Source organism: Enterococcus sp. FDAARGOS_553 (assembly GCF_003812305.1).
In the GTDB taxonomy this organism is placed as follows: domain Bacteria; phylum Bacillota; class Bacilli; order Lactobacillales; family Enterococcaceae; genus Enterococcus_D; species Enterococcus_D gallinarum.
The window spans coordinates 301,924-321,227 of the sequence record NZ_CP033740.1 but is presented as its reverse complement, the minus strand read 5'-3'; the positions used below and the strand labels follow the sequence as shown (position 1 = coordinate 321,227).

16 protein-coding genes are annotated in these 19,304 nt (G+C 40.7%); 13 read left to right on the top strand and 3 right to left on the bottom strand.

Annotated elements, in window-relative coordinates; genetic code table 11:
• Positions 1-196 precede the first annotated feature (196 nt).
• Both EGX73_RS01865 and EGX73_RS01860 read left to right on the top strand, forming a co-directional pair.
• Positions 197-1,000: an AraC family transcriptional regulator gene (locus EGX73_RS01865; protein WP_003125590.1), complete on the top strand. Its 804-nt coding sequence runs from the start codon at positions 197-199 to the stop codon at positions 998-1,000.
• Complete coding sequence (locus EGX73_RS01860) at positions 997-1,920, top strand: DMT family transporter (protein WP_003125591.1); 924 nt, start codon at positions 997-999, stop codon at positions 1,918-1,920. Before EGX73_RS01865 ends, EGX73_RS01860 begins: the two co-directional genes overlap by 4 nt.
• Before the next feature lie 424 nt (positions 1,921-2,344).
• Here the strand turns inward: EGX73_RS01860 and EGX73_RS01855 are convergent, their stop codons facing one another.
• Positions 2,345-3,511 carry an ROK family transcriptional regulator gene (locus EGX73_RS01855; RefSeq protein ID WP_003125592.1) on the bottom strand — a complete coding sequence of 389 codons (1,167 nt, stop codon included), beginning with the start codon at positions 3,509-3,511 and terminating at the stop codon, positions 2,345-2,347.
• Positions 3,512-3,761: 250 nt separating this feature from the next.
• Between EGX73_RS01855 and xylB the strand changes: the two genes are divergently transcribed.
• From xylB to EGX73_RS01815, 8 genes are all read left to right on the top strand, one after another.
• Complete coding sequence (gene xylB / locus EGX73_RS01850) at positions 3,762-5,258, top strand: xylulokinase (RefSeq protein ID WP_123866673.1); 1,497 nt, start codon at positions 3,762-3,764, stop codon at positions 5,256-5,258.
• A gap of 96 nt (positions 5,259-5,354) precedes the next feature.
• Positions 5,355-6,662: a xylose isomerase gene (gene xylA / locus EGX73_RS01845; RefSeq protein WP_123866672.1), complete on the top strand. Its 1,308-nt coding sequence runs from the start codon at positions 5,355-5,357 to the stop codon at positions 6,660-6,662.
• Positions 6,663-7,194: 532 nt separating this feature from the next.
• On the top strand, positions 7,195-8,001 hold the full coding sequence (locus tag EGX73_RS01840) for an alpha/beta hydrolase (protein WP_003125596.1): 807 nt from the start codon (positions 7,195-7,197) through the stop codon (positions 7,999-8,001).
• A gap of 296 nt (positions 8,002-8,297) precedes the next feature.
• Positions 8,298-9,323: a LacI family DNA-binding transcriptional regulator gene (locus EGX73_RS01835; RefSeq protein ID WP_003125597.1), complete on the top strand. Its 1,026-nt coding sequence runs from the start codon at positions 8,298-8,300 to the stop codon at positions 9,321-9,323.
• A 233-nt stretch (positions 9,324-9,556) separates the two neighbouring features.
• Positions 9,557-10,474 (top strand): ribonucleoside hydrolase RihC, encoded by a 918-nt coding sequence (rihC, locus tag EGX73_RS01830; RefSeq protein ID WP_005470538.1) that lies wholly within the window; start codon positions 9,557-9,559, stop codon positions 10,472-10,474.
• Positions 10,475-10,485: 11 nt separating this feature from the next.
• Positions 10,486-11,856, top strand: coding sequence for a C4-dicarboxylate transporter DcuC (gene dcuC / locus EGX73_RS01825; RefSeq protein WP_003125600.1), 1,371 nt, complete (start codon positions 10,486-10,488; stop codon positions 11,854-11,856).
• A gap of 4 nt (positions 11,857-11,860) precedes the next feature.
• The gene (locus tag EGX73_RS01820) at positions 11,861-12,361 is read left to right on the top strand and encodes a GNAT family N-acetyltransferase (RefSeq protein WP_003125601.1); all 501 of its coding nucleotides are present in this window, start codon (positions 11,861-11,863) and stop codon (positions 12,359-12,361) included.
• Positions 12,362-12,398: 37 nt separating this feature from the next.
• Entirely contained in the window at positions 12,399-13,277 is an 879-nt protein-coding gene (locus EGX73_RS01815) for a ribokinase (RefSeq protein ID WP_034704434.1), read from the top strand.
• 148 nt (positions 13,278-13,425) lie between these two features.
• Here EGX73_RS01815 and EGX73_RS01810 read toward each other — a convergent pair whose 3' ends face one another.
• A complete protein-coding gene (locus EGX73_RS01810; protein WP_005470543.1) occupies positions 13,426-14,517 on the bottom strand; it encodes a substrate-binding domain-containing protein in 1,092 nt (363 codons plus the stop codon).
• Positions 14,518-14,717: 200 nt separating this feature from the next.
• Between EGX73_RS01810 and EGX73_RS01805 the strand changes: the two genes are divergently transcribed.
• Both EGX73_RS01805 and EGX73_RS01800 read left to right on the top strand, forming a co-directional pair.
• A complete protein-coding gene (locus EGX73_RS01805) occupies positions 14,718-15,605 on the top strand; it encodes a carbohydrate ABC transporter permease (protein ID WP_123866671.1) in 888 nt (295 codons plus the stop codon).
• A gap of 13 nt (positions 15,606-15,618) precedes the next feature.
• Positions 15,619-15,777 (top strand): hypothetical protein, encoded by a 159-nt coding sequence (locus EGX73_RS01800; protein WP_005470545.1) that lies wholly within the window; start codon positions 15,619-15,621, stop codon positions 15,775-15,777.
• 7 nt (positions 15,778-15,784) lie between these two features.
• On the opposite strand, the gene EGX73_RS01795 is transcribed toward EGX73_RS01800, so the two are convergent.
• Positions 15,785-16,999: an amidohydrolase family protein gene (locus tag EGX73_RS01795; RefSeq protein WP_005470546.1), complete on the bottom strand. Its 1,215-nt coding sequence runs from the start codon at positions 16,997-16,999 to the stop codon at positions 15,785-15,787.
• Positions 17,000-17,152: 153 nt separating this feature from the next.
• Here EGX73_RS01795 and EGX73_RS01790 point away from each other — a divergent pair, with 153 nt between their 5' ends.
• Positions 17,153-19,291 (top strand): glycoside hydrolase family 65 protein, encoded by a 2,139-nt coding sequence (locus EGX73_RS01790; protein WP_123866670.1) that lies wholly within the window; start codon positions 17,153-17,155, stop codon positions 19,289-19,291.
• The last annotated feature ends 13 nt before the right edge of the window (positions 19,292-19,304 follow it).

Sequence of the window (19,304 nt, the reverse complement as noted above, 5' to 3'; positions counted from 1 at the left end):
TAAATCCAAACTAGAAGAGCGGATCAAACAATTAAAGCAGATAGAGGAAAGGCGATCTTTCTTTTATCTGCTTTTTCGTTGGTTCATAAATAGGGTCTGGAAAGGTTAAATGTAGGATGATTCCGAGAAAAGCATGGAATATTTTACAAGAAATCGAAAGGTTCAATGCTAAAATAGATAGAAAAGGAGGAACAGTATGAAAAAGGTTCACTATGATGAAATAGTTGGCATTGAGGCCTATGCGTTAGAAAAGTATCAAAAGAGCTTTCCCCTCCATTTTCATGATTATTATGTAGTGGGTATTTTGTTAGCAGGAAGAAGAAAGCTGTATTGCGGAGAGACACAAATCCTCGAAAAAGGCGATCTGAATTTATTCAATCCCTATCAGCCTCATAGCTGCCAAAGTCTGGAGAACCAAGAAATTACCTACCACGCCCTCAACATTTCCAAGCAAGCAATGACACAAGTGGTAAAAGAAATTACCGGCAAAAAGGATCTGCCTTATTTTAGTCAAGTCATCCTGCGAAACAATAGCACAGGAGAACTAGTCGAAGAATTGTACCAAGCGATTCTTTCAAAGAAATCACCTCTATATCGAGAGGAATTGATGTATTTGCTTATTGAAAACTTACTTGCCTATACAGCAGAAGGGTATCAGAATGAACCCGTTGAAAATGTCCTGTTAGAAAATGTTTGCCATCATTTACAAAAAAATTATACAGAAGACATTCGTTTAGAGAATCTCGTTGCGTTGACGAATTTGAAAAAAAGTTCTTTCATTCATCAATTTACAAAAAACTATGGCATGACACCTTATCGGTATCTGTTATCGATCCGAATTGATGAAGCAAAGAAATTACTGGCAAAACAGCAGTCCTTATCAGAAGTGGCGTTGATGACGAATTTCTCCGATCAAAGTCATTTCTCCAATGTATTCAAAAGCTTTATTGGGCTGACACCAAAACAATATCAAAAAATGTATTTAAGGAGTACAGAATGAATCATTTATTTAAGAATCCCCATGTCACTGCCTTGATCACGGTTTTCTTCTGGTCAACAACTTTTATTGCCACAAAACTGCTGCTGATTGATTTTTCACCCACGGCGATATTATTTTTACGATTTATCATCGGACTAGTGGCGTTGAGTGTGTTATCCAAATTTAGCAGGATACACTATCACTTTCGTCAACATCTTTATTTGATGGCAGCAGGAATATCTGGCGTTTGTTTTTATTTCTTTTTAGAGAACATAGCTTTAAGTTATACAAGTACATCGAATGTTGCGGTGATTGTTTCCATTTCTCCACTCTTCATTGGCTTAGCCTCTGCTCTCATTTATCGAACGAAATTAAAGGGAACATTCTTTATTGGTTTTTTGCTTTCTTTTTGTGGTATTTTTCTGATCAGCTTTGCAGGAAATCTTTCGTTTCATCCCTTTGGCGACTTTTTAGCTATAGCAGCCGCCCTGATGTGGATGGTCTATTCACTGTTGGTCAAAAAGATCGCTAGTTGGGGACATTCCGTGATCGACACGACGAAAATGATCTTCCTATATGGCATTCTATTTATTATGCCGCTGTTCTTTTTGACGAAAAGTTCCCTTTCGTTAGATAAATTGCTTCAAACGGACAATCTGCTTTATCTGCTGTTTCTTGGACTGGGGGCTTCCGCGTTGTGCTTCGTTCTATGGAATTACACCGTCGAACAGCTAGGTGCTGTTATGGCTGGCCTCTATATTTATTTGGTTCCTGTGACGACATTATTTGCTTCTTTTCTTATCCTAGGAGAAGGGATCAGTTTAGTGAAACTACTAGGCGTGACGTTAACGCTATTCGGTCTTTTTGTATCAGAAGGAAAATCAAGCCTTCCAATAAGGGCAAGACTAAAAAAGACAAAACTAAAGAACCAAGATGAGTAATGATCAAAAGCAATGGGGAAAATTCAAGCAATTCTGACTTTGTAGGTCTATTCCTTTTTTAGAAGGGGAATAGACCTTTTGATTTTGAATAGGAGTAAATGATTGCAGTCGAAATATATCGTTGGCGGGATCACTGCAGGAGACATAAAAGAGTAAGCCGCTGGGAGAAGGGATTGATGAGGGGGGTTCAATATTGTCTTGCTGGCACTGTATGATATAAGGAAAAATAAAGAATGAGAACCAAAGTATCTGACAGGAGAACACGTATGAAATTGTGCAGGAGCACAGAGTACTCCTGCAGCGCAGCGACAGTCAGCTACCCAAACTTATGCCCCAGTCCATTTGTTGTGTTGCCACTTATTGAAGTTATACGGTGGCTAAATGAATGAGTGGATTTTCTGTATCAGAAAAAAATTTTTATGGATTAAAGGAAATCAATCGTTGGAAAGCGCAGATCTTCAATGTTTAAGAAGTTCTTGGCAATCAGAACATTACCACCGAACAGAGGTGCCTGTTCGCCCAAACGACTGTTTTTGATTTTCGTATTCTGAGTGAACTGACTGGTTAATTTTTGTTGCAGGTCTTTGGTCAATTGAGGGATTTTGCGATAGACAGAGCTGTTGATATAAACCTCTTCAGGATCGAAAAATGTAATGACATTATTTAAGCCGATACTCAAAAATTCGACATTTTGTTGTGCTAGTTCAAGCGCTGATTTCTCGCCAGAACGAATAGCCTTTGCAAAAATATCTGAATTGACAAGCTCTTTTTTTGTATAGTGACTGTAGGTATCGAATAAAACTTTATTAGAAGCGTATTGCTCTAAACACCCGCGATTTCCACAAGGACAAAGGTTTCCATGAGGGAACAATGTAGAATGACCCACTTCTCCAGCTGTTCCGTGAGTTCCTGTCTGTAAACGTCCATTTACAATAATGCCGACACCGATGCCGCTATGAATACTGACACTGAGCAGATTAGTTGAATCAGACGAAAAGCAATACTCTCCTAATGCAGTCAAATTTGCTTCATTTTCGATATAGACTGCGGTATGGTATTTCTGACTAAGGGGAGAGACCAAATCAATGTGTTCCAGATCATAATAGGGTGTAAAAGTGATGTTCTCCTGATTAACGATACCGTGGATCGCTAAACAAATACCAACCAATCCATGGGTAGTAGGAGGCATCTTGGGGGTAAATTCTGCCATTATCGAATCAATCGTGGTGAATACGTTGTCTTTTGTAATCAAGATATCTTGTTTTTCCAAAATGGCTATTCGTTGACCATTGATATAAGATAGCATGCCATTGACATAATTATAACCAATATCAAACGTAATCGCTAAGCTGCTTTGATGATTGAACTGAAGCTGGATAGGTTTGCGTCCGCCAATCGATGTGGAATCACCAATTCCTACTTCTTTGACAAAATCGGTTTCAATCAATTTTTTCATTATTTGCGAAACAGAGGCTTTGTTAAGATTCGTTAAGTTGGAAACTTCAGCTCTAGAAATATGTTCGTTATCAATGATGGTTTTCAGGACGGCAGCTTCATTCTGCTCTCGGATGCCCATTTTGTTAATAATCATAGTATCTCCTTCTTCGTCTATAGTAATGTTAGTTTACCGTGCAAATTAATAAAGTGCAAGTTTATCTGTAAAAGGAGATATTCCTCAGTTAGGTGCTTAAAAAAGTCTCAAATAACTATTGAAAGCGCTTGACAAAAATGGATGGGTCGTTTACTATCCAATTAGTTAGTTTTTTAAGCAAATTAACCTAAAAGCAATATTTTGTAAACCATAACAAATAAGAATTTCATCAGTAGCAAAGGAGAAGAATATGGCTTATTTACTAGGACTGGATCTAGGAACGAGTTCTTTGAAAGGATTGGTTTTTGATCACTCAGGGAATCTGATTAACACTGCTAGTGCAGACTATCCATTGTCGTCCCCCCGACCTGGATTCAGTGAGCAAGATCCTAATCATTGGCGTCAAGCGGCTCATGCAGTTATCAAAGCGTTGATCGATAAAGTGCCTGAGTTGCGCAAAAAATTGATCGGCATCAGCTTTTCAGGACAAATGCACAGTTTAGTCTTGCTAGACGAACAAAACAAGGTCATTCGACCAGCAATTTTGTGGAACGATGTTCGGACGACGAAGCAATGTCAGCGAATCATGGAAGAGATGCCAGAGATTCTTTCAATCACAAAGAACATTGCACTAGAAGGATTCACATTACCTAAAATCTGTTGGGTTCAAGAACATGAGCCTGAGAACTGGCAGAAGGTCCAGCACTTGATGCTGCCGAAAGATTTCTTAGCATTGTGGCTATCAGGTACCTATTCAATGGATTATTCGGATGCTGCTGGGACATTACTACTGGACAGTGAGAAGAGCTGTTGGTCTGCAGAAATCCTCAACAAGTTTGCTATTCCAGAAGAAATCTTACCGACACTTTTTGAATCAGCAGCTGAAGTCGGGACACTGGTCCCTGATTTACAAACAGAATTTGGCTTTGAAAAAGAAGTCAAAATCTTTGCAGGCGGCGCCGATAACGCATGTGCCGCGCTAGGATCTGGGATTATTGACGAAGGCATTGGGATGGTATCGATCGGTACTAGCGGTGTATTCTTATCTTTTGAAGCGCAGAACGTTGATTACCAAGGGAAATTGCATGTTTTCAATCATGCAGTGGCAAAAAAACAATACTCGATGGGTGTCACACTAGCTGCCGGTAACTCACTAAGTTGGTACCGAGATACATTCGCAGAAGGAGTAGACTTCTCCGAATTGCTAGCAGATATTGGGGAGGTTTCTCCCGGAGCAGATGGTCTGCTGTTCACCCCTTATATTGTTGGTGAACGAACTCCTTATACGGACAGCACTGTCAGAGGAAGCTTCATAGGGATAGATACCCATCACCGACGTCGGCATTTCAGCCGAGCGGTCTTGGAAGGCATCACTTTTTCTCTGAAAGACTCTCAACTGATCATGGAAGAAGAAGCAAAACGGAAATTTAGCAAAATCGTTTCTGTTGGTGGGGGTGCGAAAAACAAAGAGTGGCTTCAGATGCAGGCGGATATTTTTGCTGCAGAGATCACAACATTATCCACAGAGCAAGGTCCCGGCATGGGGGCCGCGATGTTAGCGGCAATCGGAAGCGGACTTTATCCTGACGAAGCGGCTTGTGTGAAGGCTTTTGTAAAGTATGGGTCAGTAATCCAGCCAATCGCAGAAAATGTAACGGAGTATCAACGGATTTATTCTGTTTATCATAAAGTGTATCAACAAACAGCACCTCTTTGTCGCGAATTGGCAGCATTGCAGTCAGAGTAATCAATGAAAGAATCGCCACTACTAAAGGTTTCATGTAACTTATTTTAGAAGTAAGTTAGTTTGTTATGTTAAAAAACTAAAAATGGAGGAACCAAAATGAATTATTTTCCAAGGATTGATAAAATCAAGTATGAAGGTCCAGAAACGGCCAATATGTTTGCTTTTCGGCATTATGATGCAGAAGAAGTAGTCCTAGGCAAGAAAATGAAAGACCATTTACGGTTTGCGATTGCCTACTGGCATACTATGACACAAGATGGTTCAGATCCTTTCGGGGCACCGGTCAATCAGCGCACTTGGTTCGGTGAAACGGAAATGGAAACCGCGAAAAATCGAGTAGAAGCATTCTTTGAAATTTGCGAGAAGCTAGGCGCTGAATTCTTCTGTTTCCATGATGTTGATGTAGCACCTTCTGGTGAAACTTTAGAGGAGTTCTTCCAAAATTTAGATGTGATCACAGACCTGATCAAAGAAAAGATGGATCAAACAGGCATCAAATTGTTATGGAACACAGCCAATATGTTTTCTCACCCACGATTTAACAACGGTGCAGCTTCAACGAACAATGCAGAAGTCTATGCCTATGCAGCTGCCCAAGTTAAAAAAGGGTTAGATATCTCTAAAAAACTAGGCGGCGAAAACTACGTCTTTTGGGGTGGTCGTGAAGGGTACGAAACGTTGTTGAACACAGATATGAAATTCGAACAAGACAATATTGCTCGCCTATTTAAAATGGCAATTGCTTATGGAGAAAAAATTGGTCACAAACCGCAATTTCTATTAGAACCTAAACCAAAAGAACCGTCGAAACATCAATATGACTTTGATGCCGCAACGACGATGGCCTTTATCCAACATTATGGCTTAGAAGGCGACTTCAAGTTGAATCTTGAAGCCAATCATGCAACTTTAGCTGGGCACACGTTTGAACATGAAATTGCTGTTGCTCGTAGCTATAATGCATTAGGATCTTTAGATGCTAACCAAGGAGATATGCTTCTAGGATGGGACACCGATGAATTTCCAACGAATGTTTTTGACTCAACGCTGGCATTATACGAAGTATTGGAAAATGGCGGTATCGCACCAGGCGGGATCAATTTTGACTCCAAAGTCCGTCGTTCATCTTTTGAAATGGAAGACTTGCTATTGGCACATATTGCTGGGATGGATACCTATGCACGAGCATTGAAAGCCGCAGCAAAAATCAAAGAAGATCGTTTCTTAGATGAATTGAAGGAAAAACGCTATGCCTCATTTAACGTAGGGATCGGCGCAAAGATTGTGGCAGATCAGGAGGATCTTGAAAGCTTAACGGATTACGCATTGGCACATGATCAAGTGGAGCTGGAATCTAGCCACATTGAATACGTGAAATCTCGTTTGAATGATTACTTGATTTAATGAAATAGGCTGTGACATAAGCCGAAACAGATAACTACCTAATTGCTACCAGAGAAGTCAGCAAGTTATGGCTTTTTGAGGCAAATCGACCATTTTCGTCAGGAGGCGACCCTTCTGATCGGGTAATTATTTGTTCAACTTATGCCACAGTTTTTTTTATGAAAAAAACAAAAATCTGTTATGTATGATTGAAAATATGATACGATCATATGTAATCGTTTTATTGTGATTGCTGGGAAGGATTATGAACAGGTCTTACAGCAAATGGGATTCTTTTTCCTCGGGATTTTCATGGGGCGATTGCTGCCGCGTACCAGATTGAAGGAGCCTGGAATGAAGGGGCAAAGGACTTTCGATCTGGGATACCTATTCTCAAATTGTCGGCAACCCCTTTGAAAAAAACAAGAGGAATTCGCCATCGATCGTTCCTTGACTTGACAAGTAACTACAGCTGGTCTAAAAATCTAGTATACTCATCTACAAATCAAAGAACCAGTTGTTAGCAAAATTATCATGAAATGAGGCAATTACTATGATCCATGAAGTGATCCAACCGTTTTCTAAAAGTGAAGCAACGCTTACTACCTATGCGATTGACAACTCTGAAGAGATGGAGCAGGATCGGTTGCGACCGGCAATCATTATTTGTCCTGGCGGAGGCTATGAGTTTTTATCAGACCGTGAGGCTGAACCCATAGCAATCAAGATGATGAGTTTTGGATTTCAGGCATTTGTTCTCCACTATAGTATCAAGCCCCATGTGTACCCATTAGCATTGCAAGAGCTTGCTGCGAGCGTTCAATTGATTCGCCAAAATCATTCACAGTGGCACGTTGATCCGGAGAAAATCATTGTCGCGGGCTTTTCGGCTGGTGGGCATTTAGCAGCAAGTTTGGGCGTATTTTGGCAAGAAGACTTTTTAACAGAAACATTGTCAGGAGCCAATCACGAATGGCGCCCAAATGGGTTGTTGCTAAGTTATCCGGTTCTTTCAAGCGGTGAATTTGCTCATGAAGGGTCTTTCCGTGCTCTTTTAGGAAACCGTTATGAAGAACAAAAGGCGCAGCTTTCCCTTGAAAAGCAAGTAAGTCGCAACACACCACCAGCATTTTTATGGCACACATTAGAAGATGGTCTGGTACCGGCAGAAAACAGTCTCTTGTTTGCAAAACAACTGCGTAAGTTTGACATTCCTTATGAATTACACATTTTTCCTAGAGGTGGGCATGGTCTAAGTCTCGGAACCAAAGAAACGGCCAGTGGTGGCGAACACGCCATTGAAGACTCGGTGGTTCGTTGGCCCGAGCTCTTTGCCGATTGGGTTCGATTTAATATTTAGTTTGAACCAAGATCACTCACGCTAAGAATGATTAAACTAAGGAAACGTGTAAAAGAACAGGACCGGACTTCTCGAAACCCAAAAGAACGTCCGGTCATTGTTATGTTTCATGGGTGCTGTATTTTAAAAACGCAATAGGCGCTCTTTACGTAGGCGAATTCCAAATACTCATGTCAGAAAAAATAGCCAATCGTTTGATTCTGAATGTCTTACATAAACAGAGCTATGATAGAATAGAGAAAGGACGATCCTTAAGGACTGGCGTAGAATAAAACAGGAAAGCGAGGAGAAGAAGAGTGAAGATCCGCTTGAAAGATATCGCTGAAGAAGTAGGCGTCTCGATCGCTGCTGTCTCACAAGTCTTAAATGACAAACCGATTCGCATCTCGGAAAAGAAAAAACGCTTGATCAAACAATTAGCGAAGGAAAATAATTATTCGCCTAATATTGCGGCAAAAAGTTTAGTGCTAAACAAAACAAATACGATCGGATTGGTCATACCAGACATCAATAATCCTTTCTTTGCACAATTAGCAAAAGTACTGGAAGACCAGTTGCGAAAAATTGGTTACCTTTTGATTTTAGTCAATTCAGATGATCACTTTGCGGCAGAGAAAGAATTGATTCAATTATTGATCGATCGTAATGTGGATGGACTGTTACTAGCCCTTTCGAGTGAATCTTATACTTACGAAGAAGAGTTGAAAGAGTTTTTAAGCAGTATTTCTGTACCATTGGTGCTGGTTGATCGAGGGTTGGATAATTTTCCGGTTGGACAAGTGTTTTATAATAATCGACAAGGCGGCTATCTTGCGACCATGGAATTGATCAATAATGGCCATCAAAACATTGGTATTATGATGAACCCCGATAAAAATATCAACTGTATTTATCGCTACCAAGGATATCTGGATGCTCTGAAAGAAGCGCAGCTGCCCCAGCAAGAAAGCTGGCGGGTGGTCACAAAATTTCAGTTTGAAGATGCCTATGACAAAGCAGACCAGCTTTTGAACAATCAAGCAATCACCGGTATCGTGGCGGGAAATGATTTGATTGCTTTAGGGATCATGAAAAGAGCCAAGGAGTTAGGAATCAATATCCCAGAAGAAATGTCCATCGTTGGCTATGATAATTTGATTTTAAATGATTTATTAGAAGTACCACTTACTTCTGTCGAACAAGATGTGACAGTTCTGGGGGAAAAAGCAGTTGCTTCTTTATTATCAGCGATGAAAGAACAAGCGCCGCGTTATCTTCAATTGACGCCAAAAATCGTACGAAAAAAAAGCGTTGGCAAACGGTTGGAATCAAAGATAGAATGAAAAAGGTAATCGTTGTGTTTATATCAGGACGTAGCTGTTTAACTGATCAACACAACGATTGTCTAGGTTAGAATTCAGCGCAAATTTATGGAAAGCTTTTTTGTATTCGTTATTGACAGCGCTTTACACAAGTGGTATTCTTTGGGAGAACAAATGATAAAACGTTTTATCAAACGTTTTTATTTTTAGCCAATTGATAAAACGTTTTATCAAAAAACGAAAGGGGTTTACTTATGAACAAAGCAGTAATTATTGATACGGATCCGGGAATTGACGATGCAGTAGCATTAGGAATTGGCTTGTTCAGTGATCAGTTAGACGTGAAATTAATCACGACAGTTGCTGGAAACGTAGGGATCAAATATGTGACGGAAAATATGTTGAAGTTGCTGACTTTTTGGAACTTGAAAATTCCTGTGGCCCAAGGCGCAGCTGGACCTTTGCTTCGTGAAGTAAAAGATGCCAGCGATGTTCATGGTGTAACAGGAATGGCAGGGTACGAGTTTCCAACACCAAATCGCAGTTGTTTATTGGAAGAGAGTGCCGTTGAAGCCATGCATCGCACATTGATGGCTTCTGCAGAGAAGATGACGATTATCGCAATCGGACCACTGACTAATATTGCACTTCTTCTTAAAACGCATCCTGAAGTCAAAGAAAGAATTGAAGAATTGGTTTTAATGGGTGGTGCGCTAGGCAGAGGAAACTTTGGTATTTTGTCAGAGTTCAATATCGCGATTGATCCGGAAGCAGCCAAAATCGTTTTTGAAAGCGGTCTTTCGCTAGCAGTCGCACCATTAGATGTCGGGTTGAAAGCACTGGTTTATCCTGAAGACAGCGAAAAAATCAAAGACATGAATCAAACTGGAGATATGATGTACCACCTTTTCAAGAAATATCGAGGTGGAAGTTTTGGTACCGGATTAAAAATGTACGACAGCTGTGCTTTAGCTTACGTTCTTTGTCCGGAAATGTTTGAGATCAAAGAAACCTTTGTCGCAGTAGAAACAAAAGGGGAGTATACTTCTGGCGCTACGATCATCGATCTGAACAATAAACTTGGCAAAGAAAAGAATTGCCGTGTCTGTGTCGATGTCGATGAGAATAAATTCAAGGAATGGTTTTTACATGCAATCAGTCAGTGTAAATAGGAGGGGAAAAAATGATTGAAGCAATTTTAGTATTAGTTGTTTTAGGTATCGTTGGTTATTTTATTATTAAGAGTTATAATCCAGCGCTTATTTTGATTATCGGTGCGATTGTCTTATTAGGTGCGTCGGTGGCATTGGGAAATCCTCTCTATCCTGAAGGAGAAGGAACTGGTCTGGCTTTCTTTGATATTTTTCTGAAACTGAAAGACACGATCATCTCACAAGTTAGCTCAGCAGGATTAGTGATCATGATTTTATTTGGCTATTCCGGCTATATGAATTTGATTGGTGCCAATCAAAAAGCGGTCAATATCTTAGTCAAGCCAATGACCAAAATCAAATCCAAAGCGTTGTTTATACCGATTGTTTTCCTGTTAGGAAATTTGATGTCTCTAGTTGTTCCAAGTGCCTCTAGTTTAGCAATTATTTTAATGGCTATTTTGTATCCGCTCTTACAAGGTATTGGAATTTCATCAATGACAGCAGCAGGGGTCATTGCAATGACCGCAACGATCATGCCAACACCATTAGGAGCAGACAATGTGATTGCTGCACAAACGTTGGATTACAACATTCTGACTTATGTGCTGTATCATGCGAAGGTCTCGATCCCAACCTTACTTATTTTAGCTGTTGTCCACTACTTCTGGCAAACGTATTGCGATAAAAAGGAAGGTTCAGAAGCGTTTGTCGAGATGAAAGAAGTTGAAAGTGCGGCGGATGAAAAAGTTGTCCCGACATTTTATGCCATTTTGCCATTATTACCTTTAGTCTTGATCATTATCGTTGGAATTATTGGTATTTTTAGAGAAAATGTGACGATGGACATTTTTGTTTTGACAATGATCTCATTCTTCGTAGCATTGATCATTGAAGGGTTCCGTAAGAAATCATTTAAGATTGCCCAAGAAAGTGCAGTCGAACTGTTCAAAGGAATGGGACAAGGTTTCAGCCAAGTCGTTATGTTAGTAGTCGGGGGTTCCTTATTCACCACAGCGATTCAAAGTCTAGGCGTGATCGATTCTTTGATGAGTGCGGTTGAAAACTCTCAATCTGCCGGTGTTCTAACCACACTGATTTTCAGTGGCGCGACAGCGTTATTTGGTATTTTGAGTGGTGGTGGATTAGCCATGTTCTATGCTGTGATCGAGCTGATTCCCAATATTGCCCAAAAAGCCGGTATCGATGGTATCTTGATTGCGCTGCCAATGCAAATGATTGCTAACTTAGCGCGGACGATTTCACCAGTTGCAGCAGTTGTCATGATCGTTTCGTCATCGATTGGTGTGAGTCCGGTTCGTTTGCTGAAACGGACCAGTGTTCCTACGATCATAGGAATTATCCTAGTAGTTGTCTTGTCGCTGTTGTTACTGCCTTATTGATTTGATGGATAAGTTAATATATGCATGCCATGAAGAACTGGATGAAATTTGGCAGTTGTTTGTTGATGCAAAAAAAAATATGGAGACACAGGGGATCTGCCAATGGACAAGCAGTTACCCTGATAAGGAGATCGTCAAAACAGATATCTGTAAAAAACAATTACTGATTCATAAAAATGAATCAGGAGAAATCGTTAGTGCAGGAACCCTTAGTCCAGAATTTTTGGCGCACGAAGAGAGTCATGGGTATAATGAACATACAAAATGTATCCAAAGGCTCGTGACAAAAGCATCAGAAATGGGGAATGGGTTGGGCTCGGCTTGGGTGAAAACTTGTCTAAGAGACTTTTGTAAAGCAGGGGATGCCATTTATTCTCTGACCAACCATACGAATAAGCCGATGCAGCACTTATTTGAGAAAACCGGTTTTTCTTTGATAGAGACAACTTCTGTTACGGGTCGCGAAGCGTTTGGCCCGTTCTATATATACAAAAGAAATAGGTGATTTAGTGGGTAAAATAGCAGTTTTGGGCAGTGTGAATATGGATATTGTTATCACGACTGGGCGAATGCCAAAAATTGGCGAAACGATCATAGGAGATCAAATTGATTATTTTGTCGGCGGGAAAGGGGCCAACCAAGCAGTTGCAGCCGCCCGTTTTGGCGGAACAACGACATTCTTAGGAAAAATTGGTCAAGATACGTTTGGGGAAAAAGTCTATCGACACTTAAGTGAAGAGCAACTGGATGTTCAGTCAGTTGCACAAGAAAAAAATATCTTTACTGGTATCGCAAGTATTTTTAAATTACCGCAAGATAATTGCATCACTGTAATCTCCGGTGCCAATGGACTGATAGATCGTGAATATGTAGATCAAATAGCTGATAAAATCATAGAAAGCGATGTTTTGCTGGTACAAATTGAGATTCCGGTAGATACGCTTCGGTATGCGTTACAGCTCGCAAAGGAAAATGGCGTGACAACACTACTGAATCCCGCACCTTATCATGATATCGTAGGGGAATTACTGCCTTATGTCGATATCTTAACGCCAAATGAGACGGAATTTGCCGCATTGATCGGTAAAGAATTGATCCCTGAACCTGAAATCGAAGCAACGATTCTAGCTTGGCAGCAAACGCACGCTACCAAATTGGTAGTGACACGAGGCAGTCAAGGGGTAAGTTTCGTTGATTCCGGTAAAATCGTGACCGTGGCATCAAAGAAAGTGACCGTCGTTGATACTACCGGTGCAGGAGATACCTTCAATGGTATCTTAGCGGCTGCATTAAGTGATGGGGTGCCATTTAAAGAAGCGGTCGTTTTAGCGAATCTTGGTGCAGGACTTTCTGTTCAAAAATTAGGTGCCCAAACGGGGATGCCTACAAGAAAAGAAGTCGCAGTCATCGAGAATAACTAAAAGGAGGACTGTCTAGTTTAAAGAATGACAGCTATCCCAATAAACACACCTCCGTTCTGACTCGTTCAGCGAGTCAGAACGGAGGTGTGTTTTTTTGTCTATTTGTAGTCGGATCGCTAATGTACTGCTTCGATAGAGGAACAGACGATCATCTAGAAATAACGGAATCTCCTTCAATCAACCGATAGCCGAGGTTGATCTTTTCAATCGTATCAGGATGAGCAATTTTTGTCAGTAAAAGATCAATGGCATGCTTGCCGATGGCTGTTTGGTCTTGCTCGATATGAGTGAAAATAAAAGCATTCAAGTCAAAAATGTTGACGGTAGGATGGTCAAAGCAAACAACTGAAAAGTCATGTGGGACTTGCCTTCCCAATTGTTCAATCGCACTCTTGGCAAGTAAAGCAATATTGTATTCTGTGGTAAAAAGAGCTGTGATCTCTGGGTTCTTTTGAAGAAAGGCCACGATAAGTGCCACATCATCTTCGATCTTGCGAGAAGAACTGGGGACCACAGAGTCGATCCTCGACAAGATCTGCTTTTGGCTGACAGCCCGGTTGGCATCCACATGCGCAGAGAGAAAACCATTGACTCGTTCATCAATCGTTGAAACACTGCTATCGGAAGTAATCAAGCCAATCTTGTCATGGTGTTTGGCAAAGAGATAATTTGTCAATTCTTTTGCAGCAGCAAAGCTATCCGTTTGCACACTGCAGATCGGCAAATTTGCCATCAGACGATCAATTACAACGATCGGGAAATTTTTAGAAATCAATTCTAATATTTTTGGCGAGGTATATTCTGATGATGTCGGCAGTAGGATCAAACCCTGAATGCCCATTTCAATCAATTCTTGGATCAACTCATTTTCGCGATCAGGATCACCATAACTGATCTTGACGATGAAATTGATTTCTTCAGTATTTGTTTCTAGAACTGTTCGCAGTATTTGAGCGCCAAAAAAGTCTGTAAAGTTGGTGATGATCAATCCGAAAATGAGTTTGTTCGGAACAATGTCTGCCTTCTTATTTGTGACAACGACAGAACCTTTTCGAGGCTTTCTGACAATGTAGCCATCCTCTTTTAACAGATCCAGTGCTTTTTTGACCGTGATCGTACTAACACTATAGGTAGTTGATAATTCTTTTTCAGTAGGCAGTGTGTCATTGATTGCGACAGTGCCTGTTTCGATTTGATGTTTCAAATCTTCATAAATCGTTTGGTACAAAGGTTTACTCATGCATGCGCCTCCATTTCTCAAAAAATAAAAGAACTATTTATGTATATATTAAATATATTATATTAATAAAGCAAGCAGTTTAGTCAAAAAAACTTTTTATGAAACCGTTGACATATTCTTTTTAATTCTATATAATTCGCTTTTAAAGATATTTAATATATTAAATAGTTTTATATTATATTTAATAAGAGGGTTAATAAATGGAGTTAGGAAAGAAAAAGAGAGGGATCAATGAACAGCAAAACATTGCCTATGTATTTATTCTGGTTCCTGTTCTTCTACTAGTTGTTTTTGCAATTATCCCGATAGTGATGGCACTTTTCTATAGTTTTACCGATTATACGATCATTGAAAGCCTCAATTGGATCGGTTTAAAGAATTTCACGCGTATCTTTCAAGATGAATTTTTCTTTATTTCCTTAAAGAACACTATCGTCTACACCTTACTGTATGTGCCATTGGGATTAGTCGTCTCTCTAGCAGCCGCCATGTTGCTGAATCGCAAAATGAAGACCACCAGTCTTTTCCGAACATTTTTTTATTTGCCAGTCTTATGTTCATCGGTGGCTACAGCAACCATTTGGTATTGGCTCTTAAATCCACAGTATGGTTTGCTCAATCAGTTGCTTAGTTTGATTGGAATCAATGGTCCAGCTTGGCTGTATAGTTCCAATTGGGCAATGACTGCAATCGTCATTATGAGTGTCTGGATGAGTTTTGGCGGAAACATGATGATTTTCTTGGCGGGTTTACAAGGGATCAATCCTGCTCTTTATGAAGCAGCAGATATTGAAGGCGCAAATGCGTGGCAAAAATTTAAGAGTATCACTTGGCCCCAATTATCCAAAACAACATTCTTAGTTAGCACACAATTGATCATCGGCGCTTTCCAAGTATTTGACCAAGCCTATATGCTGACAAAAGGCGGACCTGGAAATTCCACAATCACCCTTGTTTACTATATTTATAATAAAGGATTTGGTGGACTAGAAATGGGGTATGCTTCTGCGCTGTCATTTATCTTGTTCATGATCATTTTCATTTTTTCACTGGTGAATATGCGTTTGACCAATACAGAAACAAACTAAAGGAGAAAAAACGATGGCTAAAACAAAACATATGCAGTCATTCATCTGGTATTGCTTGGTGATTCTGATCAGTTTGACAACGGTTCTGCCGTTTATCTGGACCTTGTCGACATCCTTTAAATCCGATAGCGAGATTCTCAGCTCTGTAGCAAATCGGCTTTTTTGTCAGTAATTATTGGTTATGCGTTGTAGATTGGTTGTCCTTTAAAGAAACTGCAGCTGACGTGACCTTTGCGGGCGACAAATTCAGCCGTTGAAGAAACAGGGGTCAAAAGAAAATCAGCAGAATCGCCAACTTTTGGCCATTGTTGATTTCCTTCTTGATCTAATGGCACTCTGCCATCTGTTACCAAGCCTAATGCCTGGGTCAATGCCTCTTGTGATTGAACGCCAAAAATCTCTAAATAACGAGCGAGCTTTTCTTGCAAGGAGCCGTCACCCAGTGATGACCAAGAATCATAAATATTGTCACAACCAATGTGAACAGCAACCCCATAACTTTGTAATTCTTTAAGGGGAGGAATCGTTCCCTGACTGATTGGAATACTTGAAACGATATGAATGTCCTGATCTGCTAAAGCTTGAAAAACTTCTGTGCGTTCAGCTCCTTCAAAATCATTTAAGCCAAAGGCATGGCTGATGAAGACATTGCCTGCCATAGCATATTCTTTGGTCAGCCGAATGATTTCTTTGATCGTTGCACGACCGGCTTCTTTGCGGTCATGCAGATGAATGTCTATGCCAACATTGCCTTTTTTTGCCAGCTCAAAGGTTGTTTTTAATGATTGCTGATAATCTTGATCTAATGTATAAGGATCGACCCCACCAATGAATGCAGCTTTACCAGTAGTTAATGCTTCTTTGATTAATGCGACGGCATTTGATCGCAGCAGACCGTGTTGCGGGAACAAAACAAGTTCCGAACCAAATGGTTTGTCAGCAAGCAATTCAGTTAGTGCATCAAAATAGCGCAGTTCAGTCATTGGTTCAATATCAATATGGGAGCGAAAGGACACGACACCATGAGGCAATTCCAAATCGATCAATTGTTGTGCCCGTTCTTTAATCGAAAGAGGCAATGCATCCAATTGAGGAATCTCTGTTTCAAAACGTTCTACTAAGTTGGCTGCCGGTGTGACAGGACGCCATGGAGTTCCTAATTTGCTTTTATCCAAATGGCAGTGTTTTTCAATCAAGCCGGGTAATAATAACTGGCCTTGACCATCGATAACAGTTATTCCTGGCGTGTCTTTCCATTCATCCATGGGAAGGATCTCGGTAATTTTTTCTTCACTGATCCCAATTGCCGCCCGTTTGGTTTGGCTGCCAGAGGTCCAGCCATTTTCTTTGATGTAGCTTGTTTCCATTCGAATATTTGTTAGCCATAAATCCAAGTAATCGCCTTCTTTCAAGTTTGTTTCATGGTACCATACTCTGTCAGAAGAACCAAAGTAGATGCCCTTCCCAGCTGAAGTCGGATTCTTTGCAATGGGTGTTTAGTAGTGTAGGATAGAACTGAAAGAAAAAAGCGGAGGAGACGAACAGAGATGGACAAACGATTTTTATTGCAGGCACAAGAACTCTCTCATCAGAAACCGGAATATTTAGAAACGCTGTTTGCTGTGGGGAATGGTCAAATCGGTGTCCGAGCAGGGCATCCCCTTAAAGTGAATGCGAACTATCCTGGGAATCCCGGGGCTTTTGTCAATGGTTTTTTTGACAGTGAACCGATCCAATACGGCGAATGGGCTTATGGCTATGCTAAAGAACACCAAACCATCTGCAAGTTACCCAACCTGCGGGGGCTTTCTTTAAGCATCGGACAAGAGCAGTCGTCGGACGGCGTTTGGCAGACGGAACAAATCCAGCTGACATTAGATATGGCAGAAGGCATCCTTCATGAGTCTTACCATGTAGAAACCCCATTAGGCAAAAGCTTTGATCTTGAGATGCAATCTTTTGCCTCCATGACGCGCAGTGAATTTTATGTTTGTCGTTACACAATCAAAAATGCAAATTTCACAGAGCCAATCACTGTTTCCCATCCATTGGACCAGCGCTTCACAGTCAATCAAACAGATGATCCTCGTGTTGCGAATAAAGAGCATCAGCTTCTGAAAGAAGAGCATGGCGACTATGCCATTTGGACAGCCCCTCATAGTCAAAAAAAACTGGCGATTCGGGTGATAGGCGGCGATGGGCAAATCCAATCTGGAGAATCCCTGACGACGATTTTTCAACTGCGATTACAAGAAGCAGAGGGCGCACCCTTTTATCAAGAAGCGGTTGATTTTGAAACATTTGTTGCCGAACAGAGGGAAAGCTATCAGCAGTTTTGGGCAGCGAGTGATATCGAAATCACGGGTGATCAAGAACTACAAAAGGGGATCCGCTTCAATCTGTTTCACCTGAATCAGGGGGCAGGACGTGATGGCAGAACCAATTTTGCTGCCAAGGGGTTGACAGGTGAAGGGTATGAAGGTCATTATTTTTGGGATACTGAAATGTATTTGTTGCCTTTTTTTACTTACACCAATCCAGACACTGCGAAAGCATTGCTTACTTATCGAGCAACTATTTTACCGCAAGCGCAAAAACGGGCACAAGAGCTGAGCCAAGACGGTGCACTGTTTGCATGGCGCACCATTGATGGTCAAGAAACGAGTGCCTATTATCCTGCCGGAACCGCACAACTGCATATCAATGCCGATATCGTTTATGCTTTTCAACTCTATGAACGGGTCACAGGAGATGTCCGCTTTATTGAAGAAGTCGGCAGTGAAGTCGTTTTCGAAACGGCAAAATTTTGGTTGAGTTATGGTGATTTCATCGAAAAAGACGGCAAACCTTCTTTTTGTATCAATGGGGTCACCGGACCTGATGAATACAGTGCATTGGTCAACAATAACTTTTATACCAACAAAATGGCTCAAAACAATTTATATTATGCCATTGAACTGGCGAAACGATACGAAAAGCATATGGAACTGATCGATCAATGGCAGCAAGCCGCAGACCTCATGTATTTCGGTTATGATGCGTCTCGTGGACTTACCAAGCAAGATGATGAGTTTCTTGAACAATCTGTCTGGCCTTTTGAAGAGACACCAGCTGCTAACTATCCTTTATTGTTGCATTATCATCCGATGATAATTTACAAACATCAAGTCTGCAAACAAGCGGATACCGTATTAGCGCAAATGCTTTTTACGGGTGATTTTACCCTAGAACAACTAAAACAAGATTATCAGTATTATGAAAAAGTCACCACCCATGATTCTTCGCTGTCTCGTTCGATTTTCAGTGTGATGGCTAGTCGTATCGGAGAAACAGCAAAAGCATATCGCTATTTCATGGATACGGCATTGATGGATTTGACTGATCTGCAAAAAAACGTCGTCGATGGCATCCATGGGGCAAATATGGGAGGCAGCTGGCTAAGTTTGATTTATGGTTTTGCTGGTCTTTATTATGATGAAGGCATTCGCTTGTCCAATCACCTACCAAAAGAAATAACAGAACTTGCCTTTAAGCTTTTTTATCAAGGGGAAGAATTGCGAATTACTTTAAAGGAAGGTAAAGTTGAGTGTCAGCTAGCTCCTGAAACTGAATTATTTATTGAACAAACGGGTAAAGACATCTGGGTGAGAAAAACTAGCAAAGAACATCTGAAAGAAGGTCTGTAAATAGAGCATGACA